Below are 25,051 nucleotides of genomic sequence, written 5' to 3' on the forward strand. Positions count from 1 at the left end.
TCGATAACCGGCCGTCGGGGGCCGGGACCGGTCACTTGAGACCGGCGGTGGCGAAGCCCTGCACGAAGTAGCGCTGGCCGATCAGGAAGAGGACGACCATGGGCAGGGTGGCGAGCGTGGTGCCCGCCATCAGGAAGTGCCACTGGGGGCCGTTCTCCGTCTTGAAGACGGAGAGCCCCACCTGGATGACCCGCAGACTGTCCGTCCGGGTCACCAGCAGCGGCCACAGGAAGTTGTTCCAGGACGACTCGAAGGTCAGCAGCGCCACCGTGATGAGCGCGGGCTTGACCTGCGGCGTCATGATCCGGGCGTAGATCCGGAACTCGCCCAGACCGTCCAGCCGGGCGGCCTCCTCCAGCTCCACCGGAAGATCCAGGTAGAACTGCCGGAAGAGGAAGACGGCGAACGGGGTGACCGCACCGGGCACGATGAGCGCCCACCAGGTGTCGAGCCAGCCGCTGCCGCCCTGGCCGAACAGGTCGTTCCCGCCGGCCAGCGGCATGAAGCGGACGATCAGGAACTCCGGCAGCACCTTGGTGTACGTCGGGATCATCAGCGCCGCGATGAAGAGGTAGAAGATGACCTCGCTGCCCCGGAACCTGATCCGGGCCAGCGCGTACCCCGCCATCGAGGCGATCAGCAGATTGAGCACGGTGTGGCTGGTCGCGATGATGAAGCTGTTGCGCGCGTACGTGGCGAAGGGCGCGGCCTTCAGCGCCTCGCTGTAGTTGCTGAAGTCCCAGTGTTCCGGCAGCAGTCCGGCGTCCTGCGACGCGATCTCCACCGGCGTCTTGAGAGAGGTCAGCACCATCCAGACGAACGGCACCACCATCAGCAGGGAGATGACGGACAGCGTCACATAGAGCGCGACCCGGCCGGCCGAGAGCGGTTTCCGCTGCGCCACGGGGCGGGTCGTGTGCCCGACCCCGGGCTTGTGCAGCTCAGTTGTGGCCACGGGTGCCTCCCATGATCCGCCGGTTGACCAGGGTGAAGCCCATCAGCAGGACGAACAGCACCAGGGACTGGGCGCTGGCGTAGCCGACGCGGAACTCCCGGAAGGCGGACTTGTAGATCTCGTACGTCATCATCGTGGTGCTGTTGGCCGGCCCACCCTCGGTGAGGATGTAGATCTGGTCGAACGCCTGGAACGCGGTGATCATCGAGGTGATGAGCACGAAGAACGTCGCGGGCTTCAGCAGCGGCAGCGTGATCGAGAAGAACTGCCGGGCCTTGGACGCGCCGTCCACCGACGCCGCCTCGTACAGTTCCCTCGGCAGCGACTGGAGCGCGGCCAGGTAGATGAGCATCTTCATGCCGATGCCCTGCCAGACCCCGACCAGGATCACCGAGGGCAACGCCCAGGTGGTCGACGAGAGCCAGGCCGGGCCGTCGATCCCGAGAGACGAGAGCAGGGCGTTGAGCAGCCCGTTGTTCGGGTTGTAGATCCACAGCCAGACCAGGGCGATCGCTACGGTGGCGGTGACCTGCGGAAGGAAGATCGCGGTACGGAAGATCCCGCGCGCCTTGAGACCCGTGTGCAGGGCGAGTGCCAGCAGCAGCCCCAGCATCATGCCGAACGGCACGGTGAAGAAGGTGTAGATGACGGTGTTGACGATGGACTTGCGGAACACCGCGTCGTCCAGCATCTCCTTGAAGTTGTCCAGGCCCACGAACTGCGGCGGCGTCAGCACGTCGTACTTCGTGAAGGCGAGGAAGACCGACGCCACGACCGGCAGGCCGATCCAGAGGGCGGCGTGCAGCAGCGCGGGGGCCACCATCAGCATGCCGGCCCGCTGCCGGCGGCGACCCGGGCCCGTGGGGGTCCTGCCGGTCCGCCGCTTGGCGGGCCGGGTCTTCTCAGGCGGAGAAGGCGGCCGCGCGGGCCGTGCCTTCAGTACGGATACAGCTCCCACAGTGGCGCCTCACATCCGGCCGATGGCGGCCTCGGCGAGACGGCCGAGTTCCGCGATGGCGTCCTTCGCGGACTGGCCGCCCACGATCGCCGGCTCCAGCGTCGGCTTGATCTTCTCGCGGATCTCCATCCAGGCCGGGGTGCCGCCCTCGGAGCAGGCGGCGCCCATGTTCTGGAGGGAGAGATCGACGAACTTGTTCTCCTTCACGTAGCCGGATTCGTTGAGGTCCTTGAGCCCCGGTACCGAGCCGCGCTGCTTCGCGGCGCCCAGGATCGAGTCGGGGGTCGCGAGGTACTCGACCAGGGCACGCGCCGCCGCCGGGTGCTTGGAGCTCGCCGACTGAGTGACGAGCGTGCCGCCCTGGAGCATCGCCGGCTTGCGGTTGGCCAGCACGAACGCGCCGAGCGTGTCGTCCTTCAACAGCTCCGGGTTCTGGGTGCGGACCTGCTCCCACAGGGCGCTCGTCGTCATCATCATCGACGCCTTGCCCGTCTGGACGTTCGACGGTGCACCGGCGTCCGTCTTCTTCGTGTAGTCGGCGGAGCCGTCCGCGGACAGGTCCTTGAAGAACTGGAGCGCCTCGACTCCCCGGCTGTCGGTGAACAGCACCTTCTTGCCGTCGGCGCTGAACAGCTGACCGCCGTTGGCGAACAGGAAGGTCTCCCAGCACTGGCGCAGGTCGATGGAGAACGGGTCGAAGCCGATCCGGCCGTCCTTCGTCAGCTGCTTCGCCACGGCCCGCAGTTCGGCCCAGTTGGCGGGGGTCTTCTTGATCCCCGCCTCGGCGAAGTGATCCTTGCGGTAGACGACGATGCGGGTGTCGAGGACCACCGGCAGCGCGTACAGCTTGCCGTCGTAGCGCGACGGCTCCAGCACCCGCTTCTCGTAGTCGTGCGCGGTGGCGAACTTCTCCGGCAGCGGAGCGATGGCCTTCTTCGCCGCGAACGGCGGGATCCACCCGACGCCCATCATCATCACGTCGGGCAGCAGCCCGCCGGCCATACCCGTGGTGATCTTCTCGTTGAGCTGCGCGTACGTGGTGTAGTCCACGTTCACCTTGACGTCCGGATACTTCTTCCGGAAGCCGCCGAGGATCTCCTTCTCCAACAGCGTCTTGCCGTTGGCGCCTTCGTAGATCGGGGTGAGCAGCGTGATCTCGCCCTCGGCGGGACCGTCGGCGGAGCCGGCCGCCGTGGAGCCGGTGCCGCAGCCCGAGAGTGCGGCCGCAGCCGTACCTGCGCCGATGGCGGCGAGCAGCGACCGTCGTTTGAGTTCCATTGGACACCCCTTTTGAGGCGGAGGCAGTGGATCGATCCAGCGATGGCATCCCGGCCATGGCTGGGAAGCACTGGTAAATCGATGCACTGAGACTAAGAACGCCCCGAGAGGCGCGTCAACAGCTGATGCACAACAATTTTCGGGGAAGTTAACGGGTGTACCGGTGAAGAGAGTTCAGTAAATCGGTACACTAGTGTGGCTGAACACGTTCCGAACCGGAGGTGGCATGAGCGGGGTAACGATCCATCAGGTCGCGGAGGCTGCGGGTGTCTCCGCCAGCACCGTGTCGAACGTCCTCAACGGACGTACGGACCGTATGCAGGCGGCGACCCTGGCCCGCGTGGAGCAGGTGATCGAGCAGCTCAGCTATCGGCCCAACCGGGCGGCCCGCATGCTGCGCACCGGCCGGATCAAGGTCATCGGCCTGATCGTGCCGTCCGTCGCCAACCCCTTCTGGGGGGCGCTGGCCCGGGAGCTGGAGGCCATCGCGCTGGCCGAGGGCTACCACGTACTGCTCTGCAACAGCGAGCGCGATCCGGCCCGTGAGCTCAAGTACGGGGAGGAGCTGCTGGCCGACGGGGTGAGCGGCGTGGTGCTCTGCTCCTCGCTGCCCTCGCTCGACCATGTGGCCCCGCTGCTCAGCCGCGGCCTGAAGATGGTGGCCTTCGACCGCACCGCCCAGGCGGGCGATCCGCCGTCGCTGGCCTCCATCAGCGTCGACAACGCCATGGGGGCCGAGCTCGCCACCCGTCATCTGCTGGAACTGGGGCACCGCCGGCTGGCGTTCGTGTCCGGCTCGGTCAACAGCGTCAACCGCCGTGAGCGGCTGCGCGGCTTCCGTGCCGCCCTGGAGTCGGCCGGCCTCGACCCGGCCGACGCGATCGTGTGGCCCGGCGCCGACACCGCCGAGTTCGGCGACAAGGACGCCGCCGAACTGGGGCGCAAGGCCGCCCGTGAACTGCTGTGCGGCCCGCGCCCGCCCACCGCGTTCGTCGCCATCAACGACATGTGCGCCATCGGGATCTGCCGGGGCGCCAAGGACGCCGGCCGCAACGCCGGGCAGGACGTGTCCGTGGTCGGGTTCGACGACATCCTGCTCGCCGACCTCTTCGAACCGCCGCTGACCACGGTGCGCCAGCCGCTGCCGGAGATGGCGGCCGAGACGTTCCAGCAGCTGCGTTCCCGTATCGACTCGGCGCCGGTCGCCGGGCGCTCGCTCCTGATCAGGCCACGCCTGGTGGTCCGGGAGTCGACGGCGCCCGCGCCCGCGGAGGTGGCGGCGCAGGCCGGGGCCCGTGCGCTGCGGTGAGTCATCGGCTCATGCCTGTCCGGCCCGCACACGGACGAGGCGAGGGCACCGTCCGGGAGACGGTGCCCTCGCGCCGTGGGGGACGGGCGGTCCGGGGATGCCGTAGCCCGTGGCCCGCACGTCCGGACGGATCAGGAAGCGGTGCAGGCGCCGATGACGGGCGCCGAGGTGTTGCCGTTCGTCATGACCGTGAACCCGAAGGACGTCGAGGCGCCGGCGGCCAGACTGCCGTTGCCGTTGGGCTTCATCGTCATCACGTTGCCGCTGCCGTCCCAGGACGGGGTGCCGTTCCAGGTCGCGGAGACCTTCTGGGGTGAGGTCACCGTCACGGGGACCGTCCAGGTGCTGATCGCCGCACCACCGGCCTTGATGGTCACCTGCCCGTTGAAGCGGTCGCCCCAGGTGCTGGTCCTGGTGTACGTGGCCGTGCACGCGCCGCCGCCGGTGCCCGGGTCGCCCCCGCCGTCACCGGTGCCGCCCAGGGCCGTGAGCACGGCGGTGTACGCCGGCTTCTTGCCGTAGTTGTCGTCGAACAGCAGCGGGGTGCCACTGCTGCGCCACGAGTACTTGTCCGGGATGCCCCACACCGTGATGCCGTTGCAGCGCGTCACGGCCAGGCAGGCGTTCACGACCTTGGTGTAGCTCGCGGCCTGCGCCGAACCCGAGCCCTCGATGTCCAGCTCGGTGACCTGCACGTCGACACCCAGGTCGGCGAAGCGCTGCAGATTGGCCTGGTAGTCAGAGGGAACGGGGGAGTTGCTGTTGAAGTGGGACTGGAAGCCGACGCAGTCGATCGGCACGCCGCGCTGCTTGAAGTCCTTCACCATGGCGTAGACCGCGTTGCTCTTGGCGTTCTGACCGTCGGTGTTGTAGTCGTTGTAACAGAGCTTGGCCCCGGAGTCGGCGGCCCGGGCGGTGCGGAACGCCTCCTCGATGAAGCCGTTGCCGAGCTTGTCCTGGAAGGGCGAGCTGCGCCTGGCCCCGCTGCTGCCGTCCTGGAAGGCCTCGTTGACGACGTCCCAGGCGTAGATCTTGCCCTTGTAGTGCGCCATCACCTGGTTGATGTGGTTGTTCATCGCCGAGCGCAGATCGGTGGCGCCGAGTCCGCTGACCCAGCCGGGCAGCTGCGAGTGCCACACGAGCGTGTGACCGCGCAGCTTCATGCCCTTGCCCTGGGCGTGGCTGACGATCTGGTCCGCGGAGCCGAAGTTGAAGCTGCCCCGGGAGGCCTCGACGGCATCCCACTTCATCTCGTTCTCCGGGGTCACCATGGTGAACTCGGTGTCCAGGGTGGAGGCGTACGCGGACTCGCCCAGGTGGTTGGCGGCTACGGCGGTGCCGAAGTAGCGGCCCTTGGCGGCGGCGGACGCCCCGAGTGTTGTCGCGGCCTCGGCGGTGCCCGCGAGCGAGAGGACCCCCGCCGCCGTGAGCAGGCCCGCGAGGGCGAGCACGCCGGCCCTTCGTGCCCGTGAGCGCGGCTGCGGACGTGCGGCTTCGCCGCCGTGCGATGAATTGACGATCACTTTCCAGCACCTTCTTCCGGTCGCCGGGCGGCATGAGCGGGCCGCCCGGAAGGGGGGTGGACTGTGCGCAGAACGGTTCGCCCGACACGGGACGCGCGGTCAAACGCGTTTCCGTGGCGAGAAGTTGATCGGCCTTGCAAGGGAGCGAGGGAGAGTATGCGCCCGCCCGGGCGGCTCGTCAACGCTACATTTCCGAAATATTTCGAGGAGGTAAAGCGGCACTCGGGGGCCCATGGCTCCCTTGAACTGCGGATATCCGATTCCGTTCATGTCGCGAGGGATGGCGGATGGGGCGCATACGCACATTCGCCGCTGACAGTTACGAAAGGATTCCGATCGTTGAGGCGGATCTTCGCGTGACGGTGCGTCGGACGTGCGGAGTGTCTGTCGGCGCCACCTTGGATGAGCTGGGGGTTCTGTGCGCGCATCAGCTGACCAGGTGGCGGAGGAATTAAAAGTGAGGAGCAGATGGGTCGAAATATTTCGACCCTGAAAAGAATCTTGAGATGAGGCGGGGGATGAACCGACTTCCGGCGCAGAGCGGCAGAGCATCGCGGCCGGGCTCGGCCCCCCGGCTCCGCCCGATCCAAACGTAAGGTCCTGGGTCGCGCCCCTGAGAGCTGCCCGCTGCCGCTCCCTCGAGTGGAGCCCTTTGCGCCAACGCGCGGTAACGGGCGATCCGGGTCCGGACTGGGGTCTTTCGTTCGGATCAGGCCGGATAAGGGAGCGGGGTCCGGTGCGTGCAGCCGCAAGGTGGAGGAGGGAGTCACTGCGGAGCATGGGCGACCGACGACAACGCCGCAGATGCGCGTGCCGGACCCCGCGAGCCCGGCATGATCCAGACGAGAGGCCCTTAAGCCTCCGCGGTCCCCTCGGCCTCCTGCTCCACGGCGTAGTGGGAGCGGTCGATCTCGGCCATGTGCTCCTCCGCCCACGTGCGCAGCCCTGCAAGCACGGCCTCCAGGGACAGCCCGAGTCCGGTGAGCCGGTAGAAGACCCGCGGCGGCACGCTGGGTTCGACCCGGCGCGACACCAGCCCGTCGCGGGTCAGGCTCCGCAGCGTGACGGACAGCATCTTCTGCGAGACACCGGGCATCCGGCGCTTCAGCTCCGCGAAGCGCACCTCGTCCGGTGCGGCATCGGCCAGTGTCTTGACGGCCATGGACGTCCACTTGGTACCCAGGCGGTCCAGCAACTGCCGCGTCGGGCACTGGGGATCGAACAGGTCGCCGTGTTCCCCACGGCGGGCGGCTCGGGGCTCCGGGGTGGTCACCCGTGGCTCACCACCTTTCCTGAAAGTGCCGTCTGGGCAAAGGTCCGACGGTTACCTATCGTTTTATGGTCATGAATGGTAACCACTAAGGATCCGTCATGCCCGTCACCCCCACACCCCGCCTGCGCCGCATCGCCACGAACGGCGTCGCACTGAACGTCGCCGTCGCCGGGGACGGCCCCGCGGTTCTGCTGCTGCACGGCTTTCCGCACACCTGGCAGCTCTGGAGCGGCATCATGAGCCGGCTGGCCGGGCAGTACCGGGTCATCGCCCCCGACCTGCGCGGCTTCGGAGCCAGCGAACGTGCCGTCGCCGGCTACGACGCAGGCACCCTGGCCGCCGATGCCGAAGGGCTGCTCGACGCACTCGGTGAGAGCTCGGCGGCCGTGGTCGGCATCGACGCGGGCGCCGCTCCCGCCGCCATGCTCGCGCTGCGCCGGCCCGGTCGCGTGCGGCGCCTGGTCGTGATGGAGGCGCTGCTCGGCCGCCTCCCCGGAGCGGAGAGCGCGTTCGCGGGGGGCGCCCCGTGGTGGTTCGGCTTCCACGACGTCCCCGGACTCGCCGAGACCGTCCTGGCGGGCAACGAGGCCCCGTACATCGAATGGTTCCTCGACGCGGGCACGCTCGGGCGGGGCGTACCCGAAGACCTCCGTGCGGCCTTCGTCCGCGCGTACACCGGGAGCGAGGCCCTGCGCTGTGCGTTCTCCTACTACCGGGCCCTGCCCACCAGCGCACGGCAGTTTCAGGATGCCGTCGCGACGGCCCGGCTGACCATGCCCACGATGGCCGTCGGCTCGCACCCCGTCGGCACCGCGCTCGAACGTCAGCTCCGGCCCCTCGCCGACGACCTGACCGGGCACCATCTTCAGGACTGCGGCCACATCGTTCCCCTGGACCGCCCTCAGGAACTGCTCGCGCTCCTTGCGCCGTTCCTCGACGCCGATCTGCCGAAGTGAGCGCATCGGTGCCGAGGTGCCGAGATGCCGAGGTCGGCCGTGTCCCGGCCGGGGGCGGCCTGGCGCAATGGCCCGGCCGTGCCCCGGCCGTTCGTCGCGCGCTGGTCAGTTCGCGGAAGCGGCCCAGCCGTTCGCCTCGATGCGCCGGGCGTCGGACGGCCGGCCCTCGTCGAAGACCGTACGTCCGCCGTCCTCGACCTTGATGGCGTCCACGTACACCCCGCGGCCTACGTAGAGCTGATCCGTGGCGTATCGCCAGCGCAGCCGCAACTCCCCGCCGCCCCACTGCGCGAGGTCCGCCTCCAGTCGGTGCCAGACCCGGCCCGACCAGCCGGACACCGAGCCCGCCGGATGCGGCTCGGGCTGCTGCTGCCCGCTCGGCGATGCCGCGGCAGTGGTGAACGGCACCGGCTGCCACGTGGTCCCGCCGTCCGCCGACGCCTCCAGGAAGAGGAAGTCGGAAGCGGGTTCGGTGTCCCACCACAACGCGCAGCTCAGCCGGGCCCGCGCCGACTTCACTGCGAGGGGCGGGAGGGCCAGCGTGGATGACGAGGCGCTCGCCAGGCCGGAGAACCACGCGGTACGGCCGCGGGCGGGCCGGACCGCGACCGCCCGGGCCATCTGATTGGCGGTGGCGACACGCGGCGCGCTGCCGGAGCGCCAGCTGCGCACCGGGTGGACCGAGTTGCCCAGCACGATCAGGAACGAGTCCGTGGTCGGGTCGAGCACCAGGCTGGTGCCCGTGAAGCCGGTGTGGCCCGCCGTGCGCGGGGTGGCCATCGCCCCCATGTACCAGTGCTGGTAGAGCTCGAAGCCGAGACCGTGCGCATCACCGGGGAACGCGGTGTTGAAGTCCGTGAACAGCAGGTCGACCGAGGCGTCGGAGAGGATCCTCGCGCGGCCGTAGACCCCGCCGTTGAGCAGGGTGCGGGCGAGGATCGCCAGGTCCCAGGCGCAGGAGAAGACCCCGGCGTGGCCCGCGACACCGTCCAGGCTGTACGCGTTCTCGTCGTGCACCTCGCCCCAGACCAGTCCGCGCTCCAGTCCGGACCAGGGCAGCCTGGCGTCCTCGGTGGCGGCGATCTTCGGCTTCCAGGAGGCCGGTGGGTTGTAGCGAGTGCGGTGCATCCCGAGCGGAGCGGTGATCTGCTCGCGGAGCAGTACGTCCTGGGTCAGTCCGGTGATCTTCTCCAGTACCAGCTGGAGCGAGATCAGGTTGAGGTCGGAGTAGAGGTATGCCGTGCCGGGCGGGTTCGCCGGGACCTCGTTCCAGATCAGCTCCAGCTTTCCCTCGCGGGTGGGCGCCTTGTAGAGCGGGATCCAGGCGCGGAAACCCGAGGTGTGCGTGAGCAGCTGACGGATGGTGATGTCCTGCTTGCCACCGCCGGCGAAGTCGGGGAGGTAGGAGGCGACCGGCGCCTCCAGCTCCAGCCTGCCGCGTTCGATCTGCTGCACGGCGAGGATCGAGGTGAACAGTTTCGACACCGACGCCAGGTCGAAGACGGTGTCCTCGGCCATGTCGATCTGCTGGTCGGCAGGGAACTCCACACCGGTGTCGGTCTTCTCGTCGTACGCCGCATAGCGCACCGCCTTGCCGATCGGCCGGTGCAGCGCCACCGTCCCGCCCCGCCCCGCGAGCAGGACGGCGCCCGCGTACCACGGGTGCTTGGGGGAGTCGGCGAGATATCTCTCCGCTTCGGTGACGAGTTGGTCGAGCGGCTCCTGAAGGAGTCCCGCGCGGGCGGCGGACCCGCGCCGCAGCGTCGGCCTGCCCTGCCCCGACGGCGTCCCGGCCGCGGTCCCTCTGCTCATGTCCGACGACCTCGCCCCCGACTCCGTGGCAGACGCCGCCGCCGCGAACGGGACGGGCGCCAGGGCGAGTGCGCCGCCCAGGGCCAGCATCCCACCGCCCAGCCTCCGCCGGCTGATGCCCCCGCCCGCCGTGTCCTCGGTCATCCGGAACCCCTTCCCCATGCTGTGAAAGTAACTTTCGAAATCCTGTCCGAGCCTGAAACTTCCTGCCGAAGCAGAGGGTACTGTCACCCTCCGCCGTCCCGTAGCCCCCGGGATCACAAAGAATCTGACACTGCATCAGAAAATCTCTTCCCTCGGTTGTCGGACTGCGGCATCCTGCCGCCCATGGAGACGGAGCTGAGTCAAAAACTGGGGATCGAGCACGCCATCTTCGGCTTCACGCCGTTCCCGGCGGTGGCCGCGGCCATCACCCGGGCCGGTGGATTCGGCGTACTCGGCGCGGTTCGCTACACCGCCCCCGACGACCTCGCACGCGACCTCGACTGGATGCAGGAACACACCGACGGCAAGCCCTACGGTCTCGACGTCGTCATGCCCGCGAAGAAGGTGGAGGGCGTGAGCGAGGCCGATGTGGAGGCGATGATCCCGCCCGGCCACCGGAAGTTCGTCCAGGAGACCCTCGCCAGACACGGCGTCCCCGAACTCGCCGAGGGCGAGGCGTCGGGCTGGCGCATCACGGGCTGGATGGAGGAAGTCGCCCGCAACCAGCTGGATGTGGCCTTCGACTACCCCATCAAGCTCCTCGCCAACGCGCTGGGCTCACCGCCCGCCGACGTCGTCGCCCGCGCCCACGACCAGGACGTCCTCGTCGCCGCGCTCGCCGGAAGCGCCCGGCATGCCCTCCACCACGCGGACGCCGGCATCGACATCGTCGTCGCGCAGGGATACGAGGCGGGCGGCCATACCGGAGAGATCGCGTCCATGGTCCTCGTCCCGGACGTCGTCGACGCGGTGGGACCGCTCCCCGTCCTCGTGGCGGGAGGCATCGGCAGCGGTGAACAGATCGCCGCGGGACTCGCCCTGGGCGCCCAGGGCGTCTGGCTCGGCTCCCTCTGGCTCACCACCGAGGAGGCCGACATGCACTCCCGGGCCCTGACCGCCAAGCTCCTGGCCGCGGGCTCCGGCGACACCGTCCGCTCGCGCGCCCTCACCGGCAAGCCCGCGCGCCAGCTCCGTACCGAATGGACCGACGCCTGGGACGACCCGTCGGGTCCCGGCACCCTGCCCATGCCGCTCCAGGGGCTCCTGGTCGCCGAGGCCGTCTCCCGTATCCAGAAGTACGAGACGGGCGCCCTGCTCGGCACACCCGTCGGGCAGATCGTCGGCCGGATGAACACCGAACGCAGCGTGCAGGCCGTCTTCGACGACCTGACCAGCGGCTTCGAACGAGCCATCGACCGGATCAACCGCATCGCCGGACGGAGTGCCTCATGAACCAGCCGCCCAACGGCTTCTGGGCCCAGGCCACCGCCGACCCCGACCGCACGGTCCTGACCGCGCCCGACGGCGGGACGTGGACGGCGGGGCGGCTGCACGCCGAGGCCAACCGCATGGTCCACGGACTGCGCGCGGCCGGACTCGAAGAGGGTGACGCCTTCGCGGTCGTCCTGCCCAACGGCGTCGAGTTCCTCACCGCGTACCTCGCCGCCTCGCAGGCCGGCTTCTACCTCGTCCCCGTCAACCACCACCTCGTCGGGCCGGAGATCGCCTGGATCGTCTCCGACTCCGGCGCCAAGGTGCTCATCGCCCACGAACGCTTCGCCGAGGCCGCGACCGCCGCCGCCGACGAGGCGAAGCTGCCCGCGAGCCACCGCTACGGTGTCGGCGCGGTCGACGGCTTCCGCCCGTACACCGAACTGCTGGAGAACCGGCCGGTCTCGCCCCCGGAGGGCCGGACACTCGGCTGGGTCATGAACTACACCTCCGGCACCACGGGCCGGCCGCGCGGTATCCGCCGGCCGCTGCCCGGCAAGCTTCCCGAGGAGAGCTACCTCGGCGGCTTCCTCGGCATCTTCGGCATCAAGCCGTTCGACGGAAACGTCCACCTGGTCTGCTCGCCGCTCTACCACACCGCCGTCCTCCAGTTCGCGGGTGCCGCCCTGCACATCGGCCACCCCCTCGTCCTGATGGACAAGTGGTCGCCCGAGGAGATGCTGCGGGCGATGGACACCCATCGCTGCACCCACACCCACATGGTCCCCACCCAGTTCCACCGTCTGCTCGCCCTCCCCGACGAGGTCCGGCAGCGGTACGACGTCTCGGCGATGCGCCATGCCATCCACGGCGCCGCCCCCTGCCCCGACCACGTCAAACGGGCCATGATCGACTGGTGGGGCCGGTGCGTGGAGGAGTACTACGCGGCCAGCGAAGGCGGCGGCGCCTTCGCCACCGCCGACGACTGGCTGAGGAAGCCGGGCACCGTCGGCCGGGCCTGGCCGATCAGTGAACTCGCGGTCTTCGACGACGACGGCAACCGGCTCGGCCCGGGCGAGCTGGGCACCGTCTACATGAAGATGAGCACCGGTGGCTTCAGCTACCACAAGGACGAGGGCAAGACGAGGAAGAGCCGCATCGGTGACTTCTTCACCGTCGGTGACCTCGGGGTCCTGGACGAGGACGGCTATCTCTTCCTCCGTGACCGCAAGATAGACATGATCATCTCCGGCGGCGTGAACATCTACCCCGCCGAGATCGAGAGCGCCCTGCTCAGCCACCCCGCGGTCGCCGACGCCGCCGTCTTCGGCATCCCGCACGCCGACTGGGGCGAGGAGGTCAGAGCGGTCGTCGAGGCCGCCGACGGGCACGAGGCGGGCGACGAGCTCGCCGCCGAGATCCTCGGACACTGCGACGGGCTGCTCGCCGGGTACAAACGACCCAAGACCCTCGGCTTCATCACGGCGATGCCCCGCGACCCCAACGGCAAGCTGTACAAACGACGGTTGCGCGAACCGTACTGGGAGGGCCACGGCTGACGACCTGTCCGGGCGCCCCTCCGGGCGAGCGCCGCTCCCGCTCGCGCACCAGGGCGTCCGGCCCGCTCCGGTTGTCCCTCCCGGCGAGCGGGTACCGGTCCGCTCTGGCAGCGTATGGCCCATGAACACGAGCGCGACGATCCGGTCACTGGCGACCCGGTGGACCGTGGTCGTGCCGCTCGTCGCGGCGCTCGCTCTGGTGTTCAGCTGGGGGCGTGAGCTGCCGCCGTTCGCCGTCGCCGTGGTCGCACTGTGCCTCGCCGGCGCCGTCCTGGCCGCCGTGCATCACGCCGAGGTGATCGCCCACCGCGTCGGTGAACCCTTCGGTTCGCTCGTCCTGGCCGTCGCCGTGACCGTCATCGAGGTGGCGCTCATCGTCACGCTCATGGCGGACGGCGGCCCCAAGACGTCCGCGCTGGCCCGGGACACCGTCTTCGCGGCGGTGATGATCACCTGCAACGGCATCGTCGGCCTCTCCCTGCTGGTGGGTGCGGTCCGCACCCGCGTCGTCGTCTTCAACGCGGAGGGCTCCGGCGCCGCCCTCGCGACCGTGGCGACCCTGGCGACGCTCAGCCTGGTGCTGCCGACCTTCACCATCGGCAAGGAAGGTCCGGAGTTCTCGGCGGCGCAGCTCACCTTCGCCGCCGTCGCCTCCTTGTTCCTCTACGGCCTGTTCGTCGCCGTGCAGACGGTCAGGCACCGTGAGTACTTCCTCCCGCTCACCCAGGACGGCCATCTCAAACAGGACGAGCACCGGGCGGCGCTGCCGGGCCGGGGAGCCACCGCCCTGAGCCTCACGATGCTCCTGGTGGCCCTGGTCGCCGTCGTCGGCGACGCCAAGGCCGTCTCGCCCGCCATCGAGTCGGGCGTGGAGGCGGCCGGCATGCCGCAGGCCGTCGTCGGCGTCGTGATCGCACTGCTGGTGCTCCTCCCCGAGACCCTGGCCGCGGTGCGGGCGGCGCGCCGCGAACGCATCCAGACCAGTCTCAACCTGGCACTCGGCTCGGCGATGGCCAGCATCGGCCTGACGATCCCGGCCATCGCACTCGCCTCGATCTGGCTGTCCGGACCGCTCCACCTCGGGCTGAGCGCCACTCATATGGTGCTGCTCGTGCTGACCGTGGTGGTCGGCGCGCTGACCGTCGTACCCGGGCGCGCCACCCTGCTCCAGGGCGGCGTCCACCTGTCGATCTTCGCCGCCTTCGTCTTCCTCGCGATCAGCCCCTGACCGCGGCGGCCGGCAGCCGCCACGCCGGCCCGGCCGCGGACCGGGGCCTTGACCCCACGGCCCCCGCCGCACAGGATCACGCCATGACCGGTGTACGCAGCAGCACAGTCGACGGAGTCGTGACCCGCAGCGCACGGCGCAGCCCCGAGCGGACCGCCCTGCGGTACGCCGACCGGGCCTGGACCTACCGCGGGCTCGACGAGGCGGTCAGTACCGCGGCCGCCGTCCTCATGGACGGCCATGGACTGCACCCGGGGGACCGGGTCGCCTCGTACGCCCACAACTCCGACGCGTACCTGATCGCCTACCTCGCCTGCGCCCGGGCCGGACTCGTCCATGTGCCGGTCAACCAGAACCTGACCGGCGAGGACCTCGCGTACATCCTGAGCCAGTCCGGCAGCTCCCTGGTGCTCACCGACCCGGACCTCGCCGGCCGCGTCCCGCCGGGGTACGCCGTACGGCCGCTGCGCGACGACGCCGGCTCGCTGCTGGCCGAACTCGACACCCCGCGCCCCTTCACGTCCGCGCACGAACCGGCGGCGGACGACCTCGTTCAGCTGCTGTACACCTCCGGCACGACCGCCCTGCCCAAGGGCGCGATGATGACGCACGGCGCCCTCGTCCACGAGTACGTCAGCGCGGTCACCGCCCTCGATCTGCGCGCCGGCGACCGGCCCGTGCACGCCCTGCCGCTCTACCACTCCGCGCAGATGCACGTGTTCCTGCTGCCCTACCTCGCCGTCGGCGCCGAGAACACCGTCCTCGACGCGCCGGACGCGGGCCGGATCTTCGACCTCGTCGAGTCGGGGCAGGCCGACAGCCTCTTCGCCCCGCCGACCGTCTGGATCGGCCTCGCCAACCACCCGGACTTCGCGGTCCGCGACCTCGGCGGTCTGCGCAAGGCGTACTACGGGGCGTCGATCATGCCCGTCCCGGTACTGGAACGCCTGCGCGCACGCCTTCCGGAGCTCGCCTTCTACAACTGCTTCGGCCAGAGCGAGATCGGCCCCCTCGCCACCGTCCTGGGCCCGGACGAGCACGAGGGCCGGATGGACTCCTGCGGCCGGCCCGTCCTCTTCGTCGAGGCCAAGGTCGTCGACGAGAACGGCAAGGACGTCCCCGACGGCACCGCGGGCGAGGTGGTCTACCGCTCGCCCCAGCTGTGCAGCGGCTACTGGGACAAGCCGCAGGAGAGCGCCGAGGCGTTTCGCGACGGCTGGTTCCACTCCGGCGACCTCGCCGTCCGTGACGCGGAGGGCTACTTCACGGTCGTCGACCGGGTGAAGGACGTCATCAACTCCGGCGGCGTCCTCGTCGCATCCCGCCAGGTCGAGGACGCGCTCTACACCCACCCCGCCGTCGCCGAGGCGGCCGTCGTCGGGCWGCCCGACGAGCGCTGGATCGAAGCCGTCACCGCCGTCGTCGTGCTGCGCGGGGAGGCAACCGAGGCCGAACTGATCGACCACGCCCGCGAGAAGCTCGCCCACTTCAAAGCGCCGAAGAGGGTCGTGTTCGTGGACGGCCTCCCGCGCAACGCCAGCGGAAAGATCCTCAAGCGGGAGCTCCGCGACCGCTTCGCCTGAGGCGCCAGGACCGGCCCGTCGAGGACCGGGCGAGCTCCGGGGCGCCAGGACCGGCCCGTCGAGGACCGGGCGAGCTCCGGCCCGGCCCGCCCCGGGCGCAGTGTGACACGGCCCGGCCGGTGCGCGTCGGACTCCTGCCCGGCGTCGGCGTCAACCGCCCCGCTGCTCCCGCTCGTCCACGATCCTCCTGAACTTGCCGGCCGACCTCTCCAGCGTCTCCGGATCGAGGATCTCGACCCCGACCGAGACCCCGATCCCGTCCTTGACGGCCGCCGCGACCGAAGCGGCGGCTGCCTCCCGCTGCTCCGGTGTCGCTCCGGCCCGGGCCTCGGCCCGCACCGTCAGCACGTCCAGCCGCCCCTCGCGGGTCAGCCGCAGCTGGAAGTGCGGCGACACCCCGGGCGTGCGGAGCACGATCTCCTCGATCTGCGTCGGGAAGAGGTTCACCCCGCGCAGGATCACCAGATCGTCGCTGCGCCCGGTGACCTTCTCCATGCGCCGGAAGACCCGGGCCGTGCCGGGCAGCAGCCGGGTGAGATCGCGGGTCCGGTAGCGGATCACCGGCATCGCCTCCTTGGTGAGCGAGGTGAACACCAGCTCGCCCTCCATCCCTTCGGGCAGCACCTCGCCGGTGAACGGGTCGACCACCTCGGGGTAGAAGTGGTCCTCCCAGATGTGCAGCCCGTCCTTCGTCTCCACGCACTCCTGCGCCACACCCGGGCCCATCACCTCGGACAGGCCGTAGATGTCGACCGCGTCGATCGCGAACCGTTCCTCGATCTCACGGCGCATTTCCTGCGTCCACGGCTCGGCCCCGAAGATCCCCACCGTCAGCGACGTCGTCCGCGGGTCGACGCCCTGCCGCTCGAACTCGTCCAGGAGCGTCAGCATGTAGGACGGCGTCACCATGATGATCTCGGGCCGGAAGTCCTGGATCAGCTGGACCTGCCGGGCCGTCATGCCGCCCGAGGCCGGAATGACCGTGCAACCGAGCCGCTCCGCCCCGTAGTGCGCGCCCAGCCCGCCGGTGAACAGCCCGTAACCGTACGCGACATGGACCTTCTGCCCGGGCCGCCCACCGGCCGCCCGGATCGAGCGGGCCACCACGTCGGCCCAGGTGTCCAGGTCCTTCTCCGTGTAGCCGACGACCGTCGGGCGGCCCGTCGTCCCGCTGGAGGCATGGATCCGCCGCACCCGCTCCTCGGGCACCGCGAACATCCCGAACGGGTAGTTGTCGCGCAGATCGGCCTTGGTGGTGAACGGGAACCGGGCCAGATCGGCCAGCGAGCGGCAGTCGTCCGGATGCAGCCCCGCCCGGTCGAACGCCTGCCGGTAGTGACCGACCCGGTCGTACGCGTGGTGCAGGGTGGCCCGCAGCCGTTCCAGCTGCAGCGCCGCCAGCTCCTCGCGGCCCATCCGCTCCGCCGCGTCCAGCAGCACCGCCATGCCGGTCTCCTTCCGTGCACCGTGCGGACGACCGATCATTCGGTCGTTCCTTCCGGGAGCAGTAATTCAGGATCTTCCCCGGTGTGGCAAGAGGTGCGGCGTATCGGGCACGGGCCGCGGGTACGCCCGTACCGAACACGGCCGCATCACCCGGTCGGCCCTGTTTGGATGGGTCCATGCCGACTTTCCGCACGTACGACGGGACCGAGCTCGCCTATCAGGTCATGGGGCAGGGCGAGCCCCTGATCTGTCTGCCGGGCGGTGCGATGAGAGCCGGCGCCTATCTCGGGGACCTCGGCGGGCTCTGCGCCGTACGTCAGCTGGTCGTCCTCGATCTGCGCGGGACGGGGGATTCCGCCGTGCCGGACGACATCTCCACCTGCCGGTGCGACCGGCTCGTCGAGGACGTCGAGGCGTTGCGCCGGCACCTGGGGACCGACCGTGCCGACCTGCTCGCCCACTCGGCGGCCGGGGACCTCGCCGCGCTCTACGCTGCGCGGTACCCGCAGGCCGTGCGGAGCCTGATCCTCGTCGCCCCCACCACGCGGGCGGTCGGCTTCCCGTTCGTCGAGCGCGAGGCCCGGGAGGCCGCCGCGCTGCGCAGCGCGGAACCCTGGTACGCGCAGGCGCTCGGGGCCCTGGAGGAGATCTGGGCCGGACGCATGACGGACGAACTGCGCACAGTGGCCAGACCGTTCCTGTACGGGCGCTGGGACGCCGCCGCCCGGTCCCACGCCGCTCTGTCCGCGCGGCAGATCAACTCCGATGCGGCACGGGCCTATGACGGGCCGGGGGCGTTCGACCCGGCCGCGACGGTCGCCGCCCTGCGGACCCTGCCGTCCCCCGTGCTCGTCCTCGCGGGGGAGTACGACGGCGTGACCACGCCCGACCGGGCCGCCGAACTGGCCGCACTCTTCCCGGAATCGGAGTTCACCGTGCAACGCGGCGCCGGGCACTTCCCCTGGCTCGACGACCCGGGCGCCTTCGTCCGGACCGTCACCGCCTTTCTGGACCCGGACGTGCACAGCGTCCAGGCCGGCGGGATCCGGCTCGCCCACCGTGTGTGGGGCGACCCGTCCGCACCGCCCGTCGTCCTCGTCCACGGACGGTGCGGCTCCAGCACCACCTGGACCACCGTCGCCGAACGGCTCGCCGCCCGGCACCGGGTGTACGCCTTCGACTTCCGCGGCCACGGACTCAGCGACTGGCCCGGCCGCTACTCCTTCGAGCTGTTCCGCGACGACCTGCACGCCTTCCTGGAAGTACGCAACCTCGCCGGTGCCACGGTCGTCGGACACTCCATGGGCGGCGCAGCGGCGTATCTGCTCGCCGAACGGCAGCCCGGACTCATCGGCCGCCTCGTCATCGAGGAGGCGCCGCCGCCCTTGCCGCTCGACCCGCCCCGCGCGGCGGCCGAACGCCCCACCGGCGAGCTGGACTTCGACTGGCCCCTGGTGCCCGCCATCGACGCCCAGCTCAACGACCCGGATCCGGCCGGCCATGAACTCCTCGGTGAGATCACCGCTCCCACGCTCGTCATCGGCGGCGGTCCCCGGAGCCGGATCGACCAGGAGGACATCGCCCGGATGGCCCGGCAGATCCCCGGCGCGCGGCACCTCACCATCGACGCGGGCCACCTCGTGCACACCGAACGACCGGAGGAGTTCCKCGCGGCCCTCCGGTCGTTCGGCGTGGGCTGAGCCCGGTCGCCGCCGGCGTCAGTCCCGGCGCAGCAGCGCCACCATGACCTCGTGCAGCGCCGCGTCGGCGTCCTCGACGCCCGACTCCGCACGCCAGGCGACGAACCCGTCGGGGCGCACCACCACGGCACCCTCGGCGCTCGTCCCGTGCGCCTCGGCCCAGTCGGCACCGTCCTCCGGCTCCAGGTCCCCGCCCGGGCCCGTGCCGATCCCGAACGCGTCGAGCCGCACTCCCAGCCGTTCGCCCACCCGTGCGGCCGCCCGGCGCCACGCCACGTCCGCGGCGTCGGTCAGCAGTACGAACGACCGCTCGTACAGGTCCAGCGTGGAGATCCGCTCACCGGCCCGGCGCACCCACAGGTGCGGTGCCCTGCTGCCCGGTTCACCCGACAGCTGCACGCCTTCGGGCACCACGGGCCACTCCGGACCGATGCCCAGCACCGCGCCGTCCACATAGCGGTAGCCCAGCGCCACGTTCAGCATCCCGCCCCGCTTCCCGCCGCCCACGGTCGGCGGAGCCGCGTACCCCGGGTGGCTGTGCTCGCCGGAACGTGCCGAGGCCCGCTCGCTCGTCGCCCGGGCCACCGGGCGCCGCTCCGCCTCGTAGGTGTCCAGCAGGCCCGGTCCCGCCTCGTCGCGCAGCACGGCCGCGAGCTTCCACGCCAGGTTGTGCGCGTCCTGGATGCCCGTGTTGGAGCCGAACGCCCCGGTGGGCGACATCTCGTGCGCCGAGTCGCCGGCCAGGAATACACGGCCCCGTGAGTACCGGTCGGCCACCCGCTCCGCCGCATGCCACGGCGCCTTGCCGGTGATCTCGACGTCGATGTCCGGCGCCCCGACCGCTTTGCGGATGTGCGCCACGCACCGCTCGTCCGTGAAGTCCTCCAGCGTCTCGCCCCGGTCCGGCTGCCACGGCGCGTGGAACACCCACTCCTGCTCGTTGTCCACCGGCAGCAGCGCGCCGTCCGCCTCCGGATTGGTCAGGTAGCAGACGATGAAGCGCCGGTCGCCCAGCACGTCCGCGAGCTGCCGGGACCGGAAGGTGATGCTCACGTTGTGGAAGAGGTCACCGGCACCCGAACGGCCGATGCGCAACTGCTCCCGGACCGGGCTGCGCGGACCGTCGGCCGCGATCAGGTAGTCGGCGCGCACGGTGGTGTGCTCGCCCGTCTCCCGGTTCTTCAGGACCGCCCCGACCCCCGCCGCGTCCGGGTCGAACGAGAGCAGCTCGGTGGAGAACCGCAGATCGCCACCCTGCTCCCGGGCCCGGTCCAGGAGCACCGGCTCCAGGTCGTTCTGGCTGCACAGGCACCAGCCGCTCGGGCTGAAACGGGCCAGTGCGCCACCCGGGTCGATCTCCTTGAACAGCCACTCCTGGTCGTCACCGGTCAGTGAACCGGCTTGCAGAATGCCGTGGTTCTCCGCCAGGACGGAAGCGGCCGCACGGATCTGCGGCTCCACCCCCGCCCGGCGGAAGATCTCCATCGTGCGGACGTTGTTGCCGCGGCCCCGTGGGTGCGTCGAAGTGGCGGCGTGCTTCTCGACCAGCAGGTGCTCGACGCCGAGCCGGCCGAGGAAGAGGGACGCGGAAAGGCCCACCAGGGAGCCGCCCACGATGAGGACCGGTACTTGGACGTCGACGTTCTCGTTCATGAGTTGCTCCTGCTCGGACGCCGTACAGATGCAGTGTCCATGCCCTTGTCGGAGCCTTCTCGGAGCGGTTCGGACGCCCGCTCACCTGAACGGTTCATAAATCTCGCGTCAGCCGGACCAGCGTTTCACGATCGGTCACGGAGACGTCGCCCACGGTCCGGGCGGACCGTGCGCATCCGCCGGGAGATTCCCCGCTCCGCCCCCCACTCGACGGTTTCCACCGGCCCGGCCGGTTCTCCCCCCGTCTCGAAGGAGTTCGCAAGATGACCACCACGCTCTCGGAACGGACCTCCCAGTCCGCCTTCGACGGATCAAGGCTGCGGGTCATCCTGCTGCTTGACCTGCACGACGGCGCCCAGAAGCAGTTCCTGGAGGCGTACGAGCACATGCGCAACCAGGTCGCCTCGATCCCCGGCCACATCAGTGACCAGCTGTGCCAGTCCATCGAGAACCCGTCGCAGTGGCTCATCACCAGCGAGTGGGAGAGCGCGCCGCCCTTCCTCGCCTGGGTCAACAGCGAGGACCACGTCGCCACGGTCCAGCCCCTGCACAGCTGCGTGCGCGACACCCGCTCGCTGCGCTTCAGCGTCCTGCGCGAGACCGGAGCGGCCTTCGAGGAGAGCTTCGAGCCCGTCAAGGGCGGTCTGCAGGCCGCGCCCCGCCTCGGGGACGGGGTGGTGCGCCACGCGCTGACGTTCACCGTCAAGCCGGGCACGGAGGAGATCGTCGCGAAGATCCTCGCCGACTACGACTCCCCGCAGGCCCGGGTCGACGAGCACACCCGACTGCGCCGCACCTCGCTGTTCATGCACGGCAACCGGGTGGTGCGCGCGGTCGAGGTAGAGGGCGACCTCCTCGCGGCCCTGCGCCACGTCTCCCGGCAGCCCGAGGTCCGGGCCGTGGAGGAGGCGATCAACCCGTACCTGGAGCAGGACCGCGATCTGGCCGATCCCGACTCCGCCCGGATGTTCTTCACCCGGGCGGCCCTGCCCACCGTCCACCACGTGACGACAGGCCGCCACGCGGCCGGGGAGCGCAAGCGCCACGCGCTGTTCTACCAGGCCAAGGAGGGCTGCGGAATGGCGCTGGCCCGCCTTCTGGCCGAGCACGACGAGGAGGAGGCCGACAACACCGGCAGCCCCATCGAGAGCAGCACGATCTTCCAGCGCGACGACATCGTGGTGCGTCTGCTGGAGGTGGGCGGCCCGCTCGACGCGCAGCCCGCCAAGGCCCTCGGCATCCACGGCCCCGGCAAGGCCGCCCGGCTCGCCCGTCTCCTCGACGGCGAGGCGAACGCCGTGCCGTCGAGCGACGAGGACGCCGCACGCTTCCTGGCCCGGTCCGAGATGACGCTGATCACCGACCGGCGGGCCGCGGAGTCCTGAGCCGCGCAGCAGCACTCTGGGGGGTTCTCGCTCAACCCGTCGACACAACGCGCCATGCGCCAGGAGGAAAGCAGTCATGACCATGCACCGGCCACGCATCGTGGACCTCAGTGAGACCCAGCCCAACACCAGGCGCGGGGGTGACCTGCGCGCCCTTCTCACCCCGACGGCCGTGGGCGCCACCAGCGGCTTCATGGGACTGGCCATCATTCAGCCCGGCGACCGCATCGCGGAGCACTACCACCCGTACTCCGAGGAGTTCGTCTACGTCGTGGACGGGCTGCTCGAAGTGGACCTGGACGGTGAGCCGTACGCGATGCGGCCGGACCAGGGACTGCTGATCCCCCTGAACGTACGTCACCGCTTCCGCAACGTCGGAGACGTCGAGGCGCGCATGGTCTTCCACCTCGGCCCGCTCGCGCCCCGCCCGGAACTCGGCCACGTCGACACCGAGGTCACCGAGCCGGCCGACCGGGGCGCGCCGCCAGAACGAACCGAGGCCGCCTCATGACCCGGCGTGTGGCCGTCACCGGCGTCGGCGTCGTCGCCCCGGGCGGCATCGGCACCCCGGCCTTCTGGGACCTCCTCTCCAACGGCCGCACCGCGACCCGGGGCATCACCCTCTTCGACCCGGCCGGCTTCCGGTCCCGGATCGCCGCCGAGTGCGACTTCGACCCGGCGGCGTACGGACTGGACGAGGAGGAGGTCGCCCGCGCGGACCGCTATGTGCAGTTCGCGATGGTGGCCGCCCGCGAGGCCCTCGCCGACGCGGGCCTCGACCCGGAGCGGACCGACCCGTGGCGCATGGGCGTCTCGCTCGGCACCGCGGTCGGCGGCACCACCCGGCTGGAGCACGACTACGTCGCCGTCAGCGGCAGCGGAGCACGCTGGGACGTCGACCACCGTCCGGCCGGGCCCCATCTGGAGCGTGCCTTCTCACCCAGCTCGCTGGCCGCGGCGGTCGCCGAACAGGTCGGCGCGCACGGACCGGTGCAGACCGTCTCCACGGGCTGCACCTCCGGCCTGGACGCGATCGGCTACGCCTTCCACTCCATCGAGGAAGGCCGCGTCGACGTGTGCATCGCCGGGGCATCGGACTCCCCGATCACCCCGATCACCGTGGCGTGCTTCGACGCGATCAAGGCGACCTCGGCGAACAACGAGGACCCGGAACACGCGTCCCGGCCCTTCGACTCCCGCCGCGACGGCTTCGTGATGGGTGAGGGCGGAGCGGTACTCGTCCTGGAGGAACTGGAACACGCACGCGCCCGCGGCGCGACGGTGTACTGCGAGATCGCGGGCTACGCGACCTTCGGCAACGCCTACCACATGACCGGGCTGACCCCGGAGGGCCTGGAGATGGCCGAGGCCATCAACCGGGCGCTCGGGCACGCCGGCATCGCCGCCGCGGACATCGACTACGTCAACGCGCACGGCTCGGGCACCAAGCAGAACGACCGGCACGAGACCGCCGCCGTGAAACGGGCGCTCGGCGCACACGCCCACGACGTACCGATGAGTTCCATCAAGTCCATGGTGGGGCACTCGCTCGGGGCGATCGGCGCGATAGAGATCGCCGCCTGCGTACTCGCCCTGGTCCACCAGACCGTACCGCCGACGGCGAACTACGAGTCCCCGGACCCCGAGTGCGACCTCGACTACGTGCCCCGCACCGCACGTCCCCTGAAACTGCGCAGCGTCCTGTCGGTCGGCAGCGGATTCGGCGGGTTCCAGTCCGCGGTGGCCCTGACCAGAAGCGGTGGGAGGACACCATGAGCAAGGCCCGGCAGCCCCGGCAGACCGTCGTCACCGGTATCGGCGTCGTCGCCCCCAACGGCACGACCACCGAGGCCTTCTGGAAGCGGACGCTGGAAGGCATGAGCGTCCTGGACCGGGTGACCCGGGAAGGGTGCGAGGAACTGCCCCTGCACGTGGCCGGCGAGGTCCGGGGCTTCGACCCGGTCTCGCTGATCGAGGAGCGCTACCTCGTGCAGACCGACCGGTTCACGCACTTCGCGATGGCCGCGGCCGACATGGCACTGGACGACGCCAGACTGGGCCGCGCCGACTACGAGGACGCCCCGTTCAGCGTGGGCGTGGTCACCGCCGCCGGTTCGGGCGGCGGTGAGTTCGGCCAGCGCGAACTGCAGCGGCTGTGGGGCCAGGGCTCCAAGTACGTCGGCCCCTACCAGTCGATCGCCTGGTTCTACGCGGCCAGCACCGGCCAGATCTCCATCCGCGGCGGCTTCAAGGGGCCGTGCGCGGTGGTGGCCAGCGACGAGGCGGGCGGCCTCGACGCCCTGGCGCACGCCGACCGGTCCGTCCGGCGCGGCACCGACGCGGTGGTGGTCGGCGCGGCGGAGGCCCCGCTCGCGCCCTACTCCGTCGTCTGCCAGCTCGGCTACCGGGACCTGAGCGCCGCCGAGGACCCGACGCGGGCCTACCGCCCGTTCACCTCGGACGCCTGCGGATTCGTGCCCGCCGAGGGCGGGGCGATGTTCGTGGTCGAGGAGGAGACGGCCGCCCGGGAGCGTGGCGCCCGGGTCCGTGCCGAGATCGCCGGTCACGCGGCCACGTTCACCACCGCGATGCGCTGGGAGGAGTCCCGCGAAGGGCTCGCCCACGCCATCGAGGGCGCACTGCGCGAGGCCGGCTGTGCCCCCGAGGAGATCGACGTGGTCTTCGCGGACGCACTCGGAGTCCCGGCGGCCGACCGGGCCGAGGCACTGGCACTGGCCGACGCGCTCGGCGCGCACGGCCGCCGCGTCCCGGTGACGGCGCCCAAGACCGGTATCGGACGGGCCTACTGCGGAGCCCCCGTCCTGGACGCGGCCGCCGCCGTCCTCGCCATGGAGAACGGCCTGATCCCGCCCACGCCCAACGTCTTCGAGGTCTGCCACGACCTCGACGTCGTCATGGGCCGGGCCCGCCCCGCCGAGCTGCGCACGGCCCTCGTGCTCAGCCGGGGCCTCATGGGCTCCAACGCGGCGATGGTGCTCCGGCGCCCCGCGTGAACC

The 25,051-nt window shown here is 70.7% G+C and carries 19 protein-coding genes; 11 read left to right on the top strand and 8 right to left on the bottom strand.

The genetic code is table 11. The features are described from left to right. Positions 1 to 31: 31 nt before the first annotated feature. From EAO72_RS17270 to EAO72_RS17280, 3 genes are all read right to left on the bottom strand, one after another. Positions 32 to 955 (bottom strand): carbohydrate ABC transporter permease, encoded by a 924-nt coding sequence (locus tag EAO72_RS17270; protein WP_261991531.1) that lies wholly within the window; start codon positions 953 to 955, stop codon positions 32 to 34. Further along, a complete protein-coding gene (locus EAO72_RS17275; protein WP_148018231.1) occupies positions 942 to 1,784 on the bottom strand; it encodes a carbohydrate ABC transporter permease in 843 nt (280 codons plus the stop codon). The genes EAO72_RS17270 and EAO72_RS17275 overlap by 14 nt, the downstream gene beginning before the upstream one ends. A 138-nt stretch (positions 1,785 to 1,922) precedes the next feature. Beyond that, positions 1,923 to 3,191 (bottom strand): ABC transporter substrate-binding protein, encoded by a 1,269-nt coding sequence (locus EAO72_RS17280; protein WP_148018232.1) that lies wholly within the window; start codon positions 3,189 to 3,191, stop codon positions 1,923 to 1,925. Between the two features lie 226 nt (positions 3,192 to 3,417). Here EAO72_RS17280 and EAO72_RS17285 point away from each other — a divergent pair, with 226 nt between their 5' ends. Continuing rightward, positions 3,418 to 4,500 carry a LacI family DNA-binding transcriptional regulator gene (locus EAO72_RS17285; protein WP_148018233.1) on the top strand — a complete coding sequence of 361 codons (1,083 nt, stop codon included), beginning with the start codon at positions 3,418 to 3,420 and terminating at the stop codon, positions 4,498 to 4,500. Between the two features lie 131 nt (positions 4,501 to 4,631). On the opposite strand, the gene EAO72_RS17290 is transcribed toward EAO72_RS17285, so the two are convergent. Then, complete coding sequence (locus EAO72_RS17290; protein ID WP_410090398.1) at positions 4,632 to 6,023, bottom strand: endo-1,4-beta-xylanase; 1,392 nt, start codon at positions 6,021 to 6,023, stop codon at positions 4,632 to 4,634. A gap of 853 nt (positions 6,024 to 6,876) precedes the next feature. Next, positions 6,877 to 7,296 carry a winged helix-turn-helix transcriptional regulator gene (locus EAO72_RS17300; protein ID WP_148018234.1) on the bottom strand — a complete coding sequence of 140 codons (420 nt, stop codon included), beginning with the start codon at positions 7,294 to 7,296 and terminating at the stop codon, positions 6,877 to 6,879. Between the two features lie 98 nt (positions 7,297 to 7,394). Between EAO72_RS17300 and EAO72_RS17305 the strand changes: the two genes are divergently transcribed. Beyond that, positions 7,395 to 8,252 (top strand): alpha/beta fold hydrolase, encoded by an 858-nt coding sequence (locus tag EAO72_RS17305; RefSeq protein WP_148018235.1) that lies wholly within the window; start codon positions 7,395 to 7,397, stop codon positions 8,250 to 8,252. A 105-nt stretch (positions 8,253 to 8,357) separates the two neighbouring features. Here the strand turns inward: EAO72_RS17305 and EAO72_RS17310 are convergent, their stop codons facing one another. Beyond that, positions 8,358 to 10,208: a serine hydrolase domain-containing protein gene (locus EAO72_RS17310; protein ID WP_148018236.1), complete on the bottom strand. Its 1,851-nt coding sequence runs from the start codon at positions 10,206 to 10,208 to the stop codon at positions 8,358 to 8,360. Positions 10,209 to 10,391: 183 nt separating this feature from the next. On the opposite strand from EAO72_RS17310, the gene EAO72_RS17315 reads away from it, so the two are divergent. From EAO72_RS17315 to EAO72_RS17330, 4 genes are all read left to right on the top strand, one after another. Further along, entirely contained in the window at positions 10,392 to 11,501 is a 1,110-nt protein-coding gene (locus tag EAO72_RS17315) for an NAD(P)H-dependent flavin oxidoreductase (protein ID WP_148018237.1), read from the top strand. Continuing rightward, the gene (locus EAO72_RS17320; protein WP_148018238.1) at positions 11,498 to 13,039 is read left to right on the top strand and encodes an acyl-CoA synthetase; all 1,542 of its coding nucleotides are present in this window, start codon (positions 11,498 to 11,500) and stop codon (positions 13,037 to 13,039) included. Before EAO72_RS17315 ends, EAO72_RS17320 begins: the two co-directional genes overlap by 4 nt. Before the next feature lie 121 nt (positions 13,040 to 13,160). Beyond that, entirely contained in the window at positions 13,161 to 14,267 is a 1,107-nt protein-coding gene (locus EAO72_RS17325; RefSeq protein WP_148018239.1) for a calcium:cation antiporter, read from the top strand. Between the two features lie 83 nt (positions 14,268 to 14,350). Next, positions 14,351 to 15,850 (top strand): fatty acyl-CoA synthetase, encoded by a 1,500-nt coding sequence (locus tag EAO72_RS17330; protein ID WP_148018240.1) that lies wholly within the window; start codon positions 14,351 to 14,353, stop codon positions 15,848 to 15,850. A 150-nt stretch (positions 15,851 to 16,000) separates the two neighbouring features. Here the strand turns inward: EAO72_RS17330 and paaK are convergent, their stop codons facing one another. Then, positions 16,001 to 17,296, bottom strand: a complete 1,296-nt coding sequence (gene paaK / locus EAO72_RS17335) for a phenylacetate--CoA ligase PaaK (RefSeq protein ID WP_148018241.1) — start codon at positions 17,294 to 17,296, stop codon at positions 16,001 to 16,003. Between the two features lie 176 nt (positions 17,297 to 17,472). Between paaK and EAO72_RS17340 the strand changes: the two genes are divergently transcribed. After that, on the top strand, positions 17,473 to 18,996 hold the full coding sequence (locus EAO72_RS17340) for an alpha/beta fold hydrolase (RefSeq protein WP_148018242.1): 1,524 nt from the start codon (positions 17,473 to 17,475) through the stop codon (positions 18,994 to 18,996). Between the two features lie 18 nt (positions 18,997 to 19,014). On the opposite strand, the gene EAO72_RS17345 is transcribed toward EAO72_RS17340, so the two are convergent. After that, the gene (locus EAO72_RS17345) at positions 19,015 to 20,649 is read right to left on the bottom strand and encodes an FAD-dependent oxidoreductase (protein WP_148018243.1); all 1,635 of its coding nucleotides are present in this window, start codon (positions 20,647 to 20,649) and stop codon (positions 19,015 to 19,017) included. 263 nt (positions 20,650 to 20,912) lie between these two features. Here EAO72_RS17345 and EAO72_RS17350 point away from each other — a divergent pair, with 263 nt between their 5' ends. From EAO72_RS17350 to EAO72_RS17365, 4 genes are all read left to right on the top strand, one after another. Continuing rightward, positions 20,913 to 22,034, top strand: coding sequence for a SchA/CurD-like domain-containing protein (locus EAO72_RS17350; RefSeq protein ID WP_148018244.1), 1,122 nt, complete (start codon positions 20,913 to 20,915; stop codon positions 22,032 to 22,034). 76 nt (positions 22,035 to 22,110) lie between these two features. After that, entirely contained in the window at positions 22,111 to 22,545 is a 435-nt protein-coding gene (locus EAO72_RS17355) for a cupin domain-containing protein (protein ID WP_148018245.1), read from the top strand. Continuing rightward, positions 22,542 to 23,810 carry a beta-ketoacyl-[acyl-carrier-protein] synthase family protein gene (locus tag EAO72_RS17360; protein WP_148018246.1) on the top strand — a complete coding sequence of 423 codons (1,269 nt, stop codon included), beginning with the start codon at positions 22,542 to 22,544 and terminating at the stop codon, positions 23,808 to 23,810. The genes EAO72_RS17355 and EAO72_RS17360 overlap by 4 nt, the downstream gene beginning before the upstream one ends. Continuing rightward, positions 23,807 to 25,048, top strand: coding sequence for a beta-ketoacyl synthase N-terminal-like domain-containing protein (locus EAO72_RS17365; RefSeq protein WP_148018247.1), 1,242 nt, complete (start codon positions 23,807 to 23,809; stop codon positions 25,046 to 25,048). Before EAO72_RS17360 ends, EAO72_RS17365 begins: the two co-directional genes overlap by 4 nt. Positions 25,049 to 25,051 lie beyond the last annotated feature (3 nt).

The organism is Streptomyces sp. OR43 (assembly GCF_008042275.1).
GTDB lineage: Bacteria > Actinomycetota > Actinomycetes > Streptomycetales > Streptomycetaceae > Streptomyces.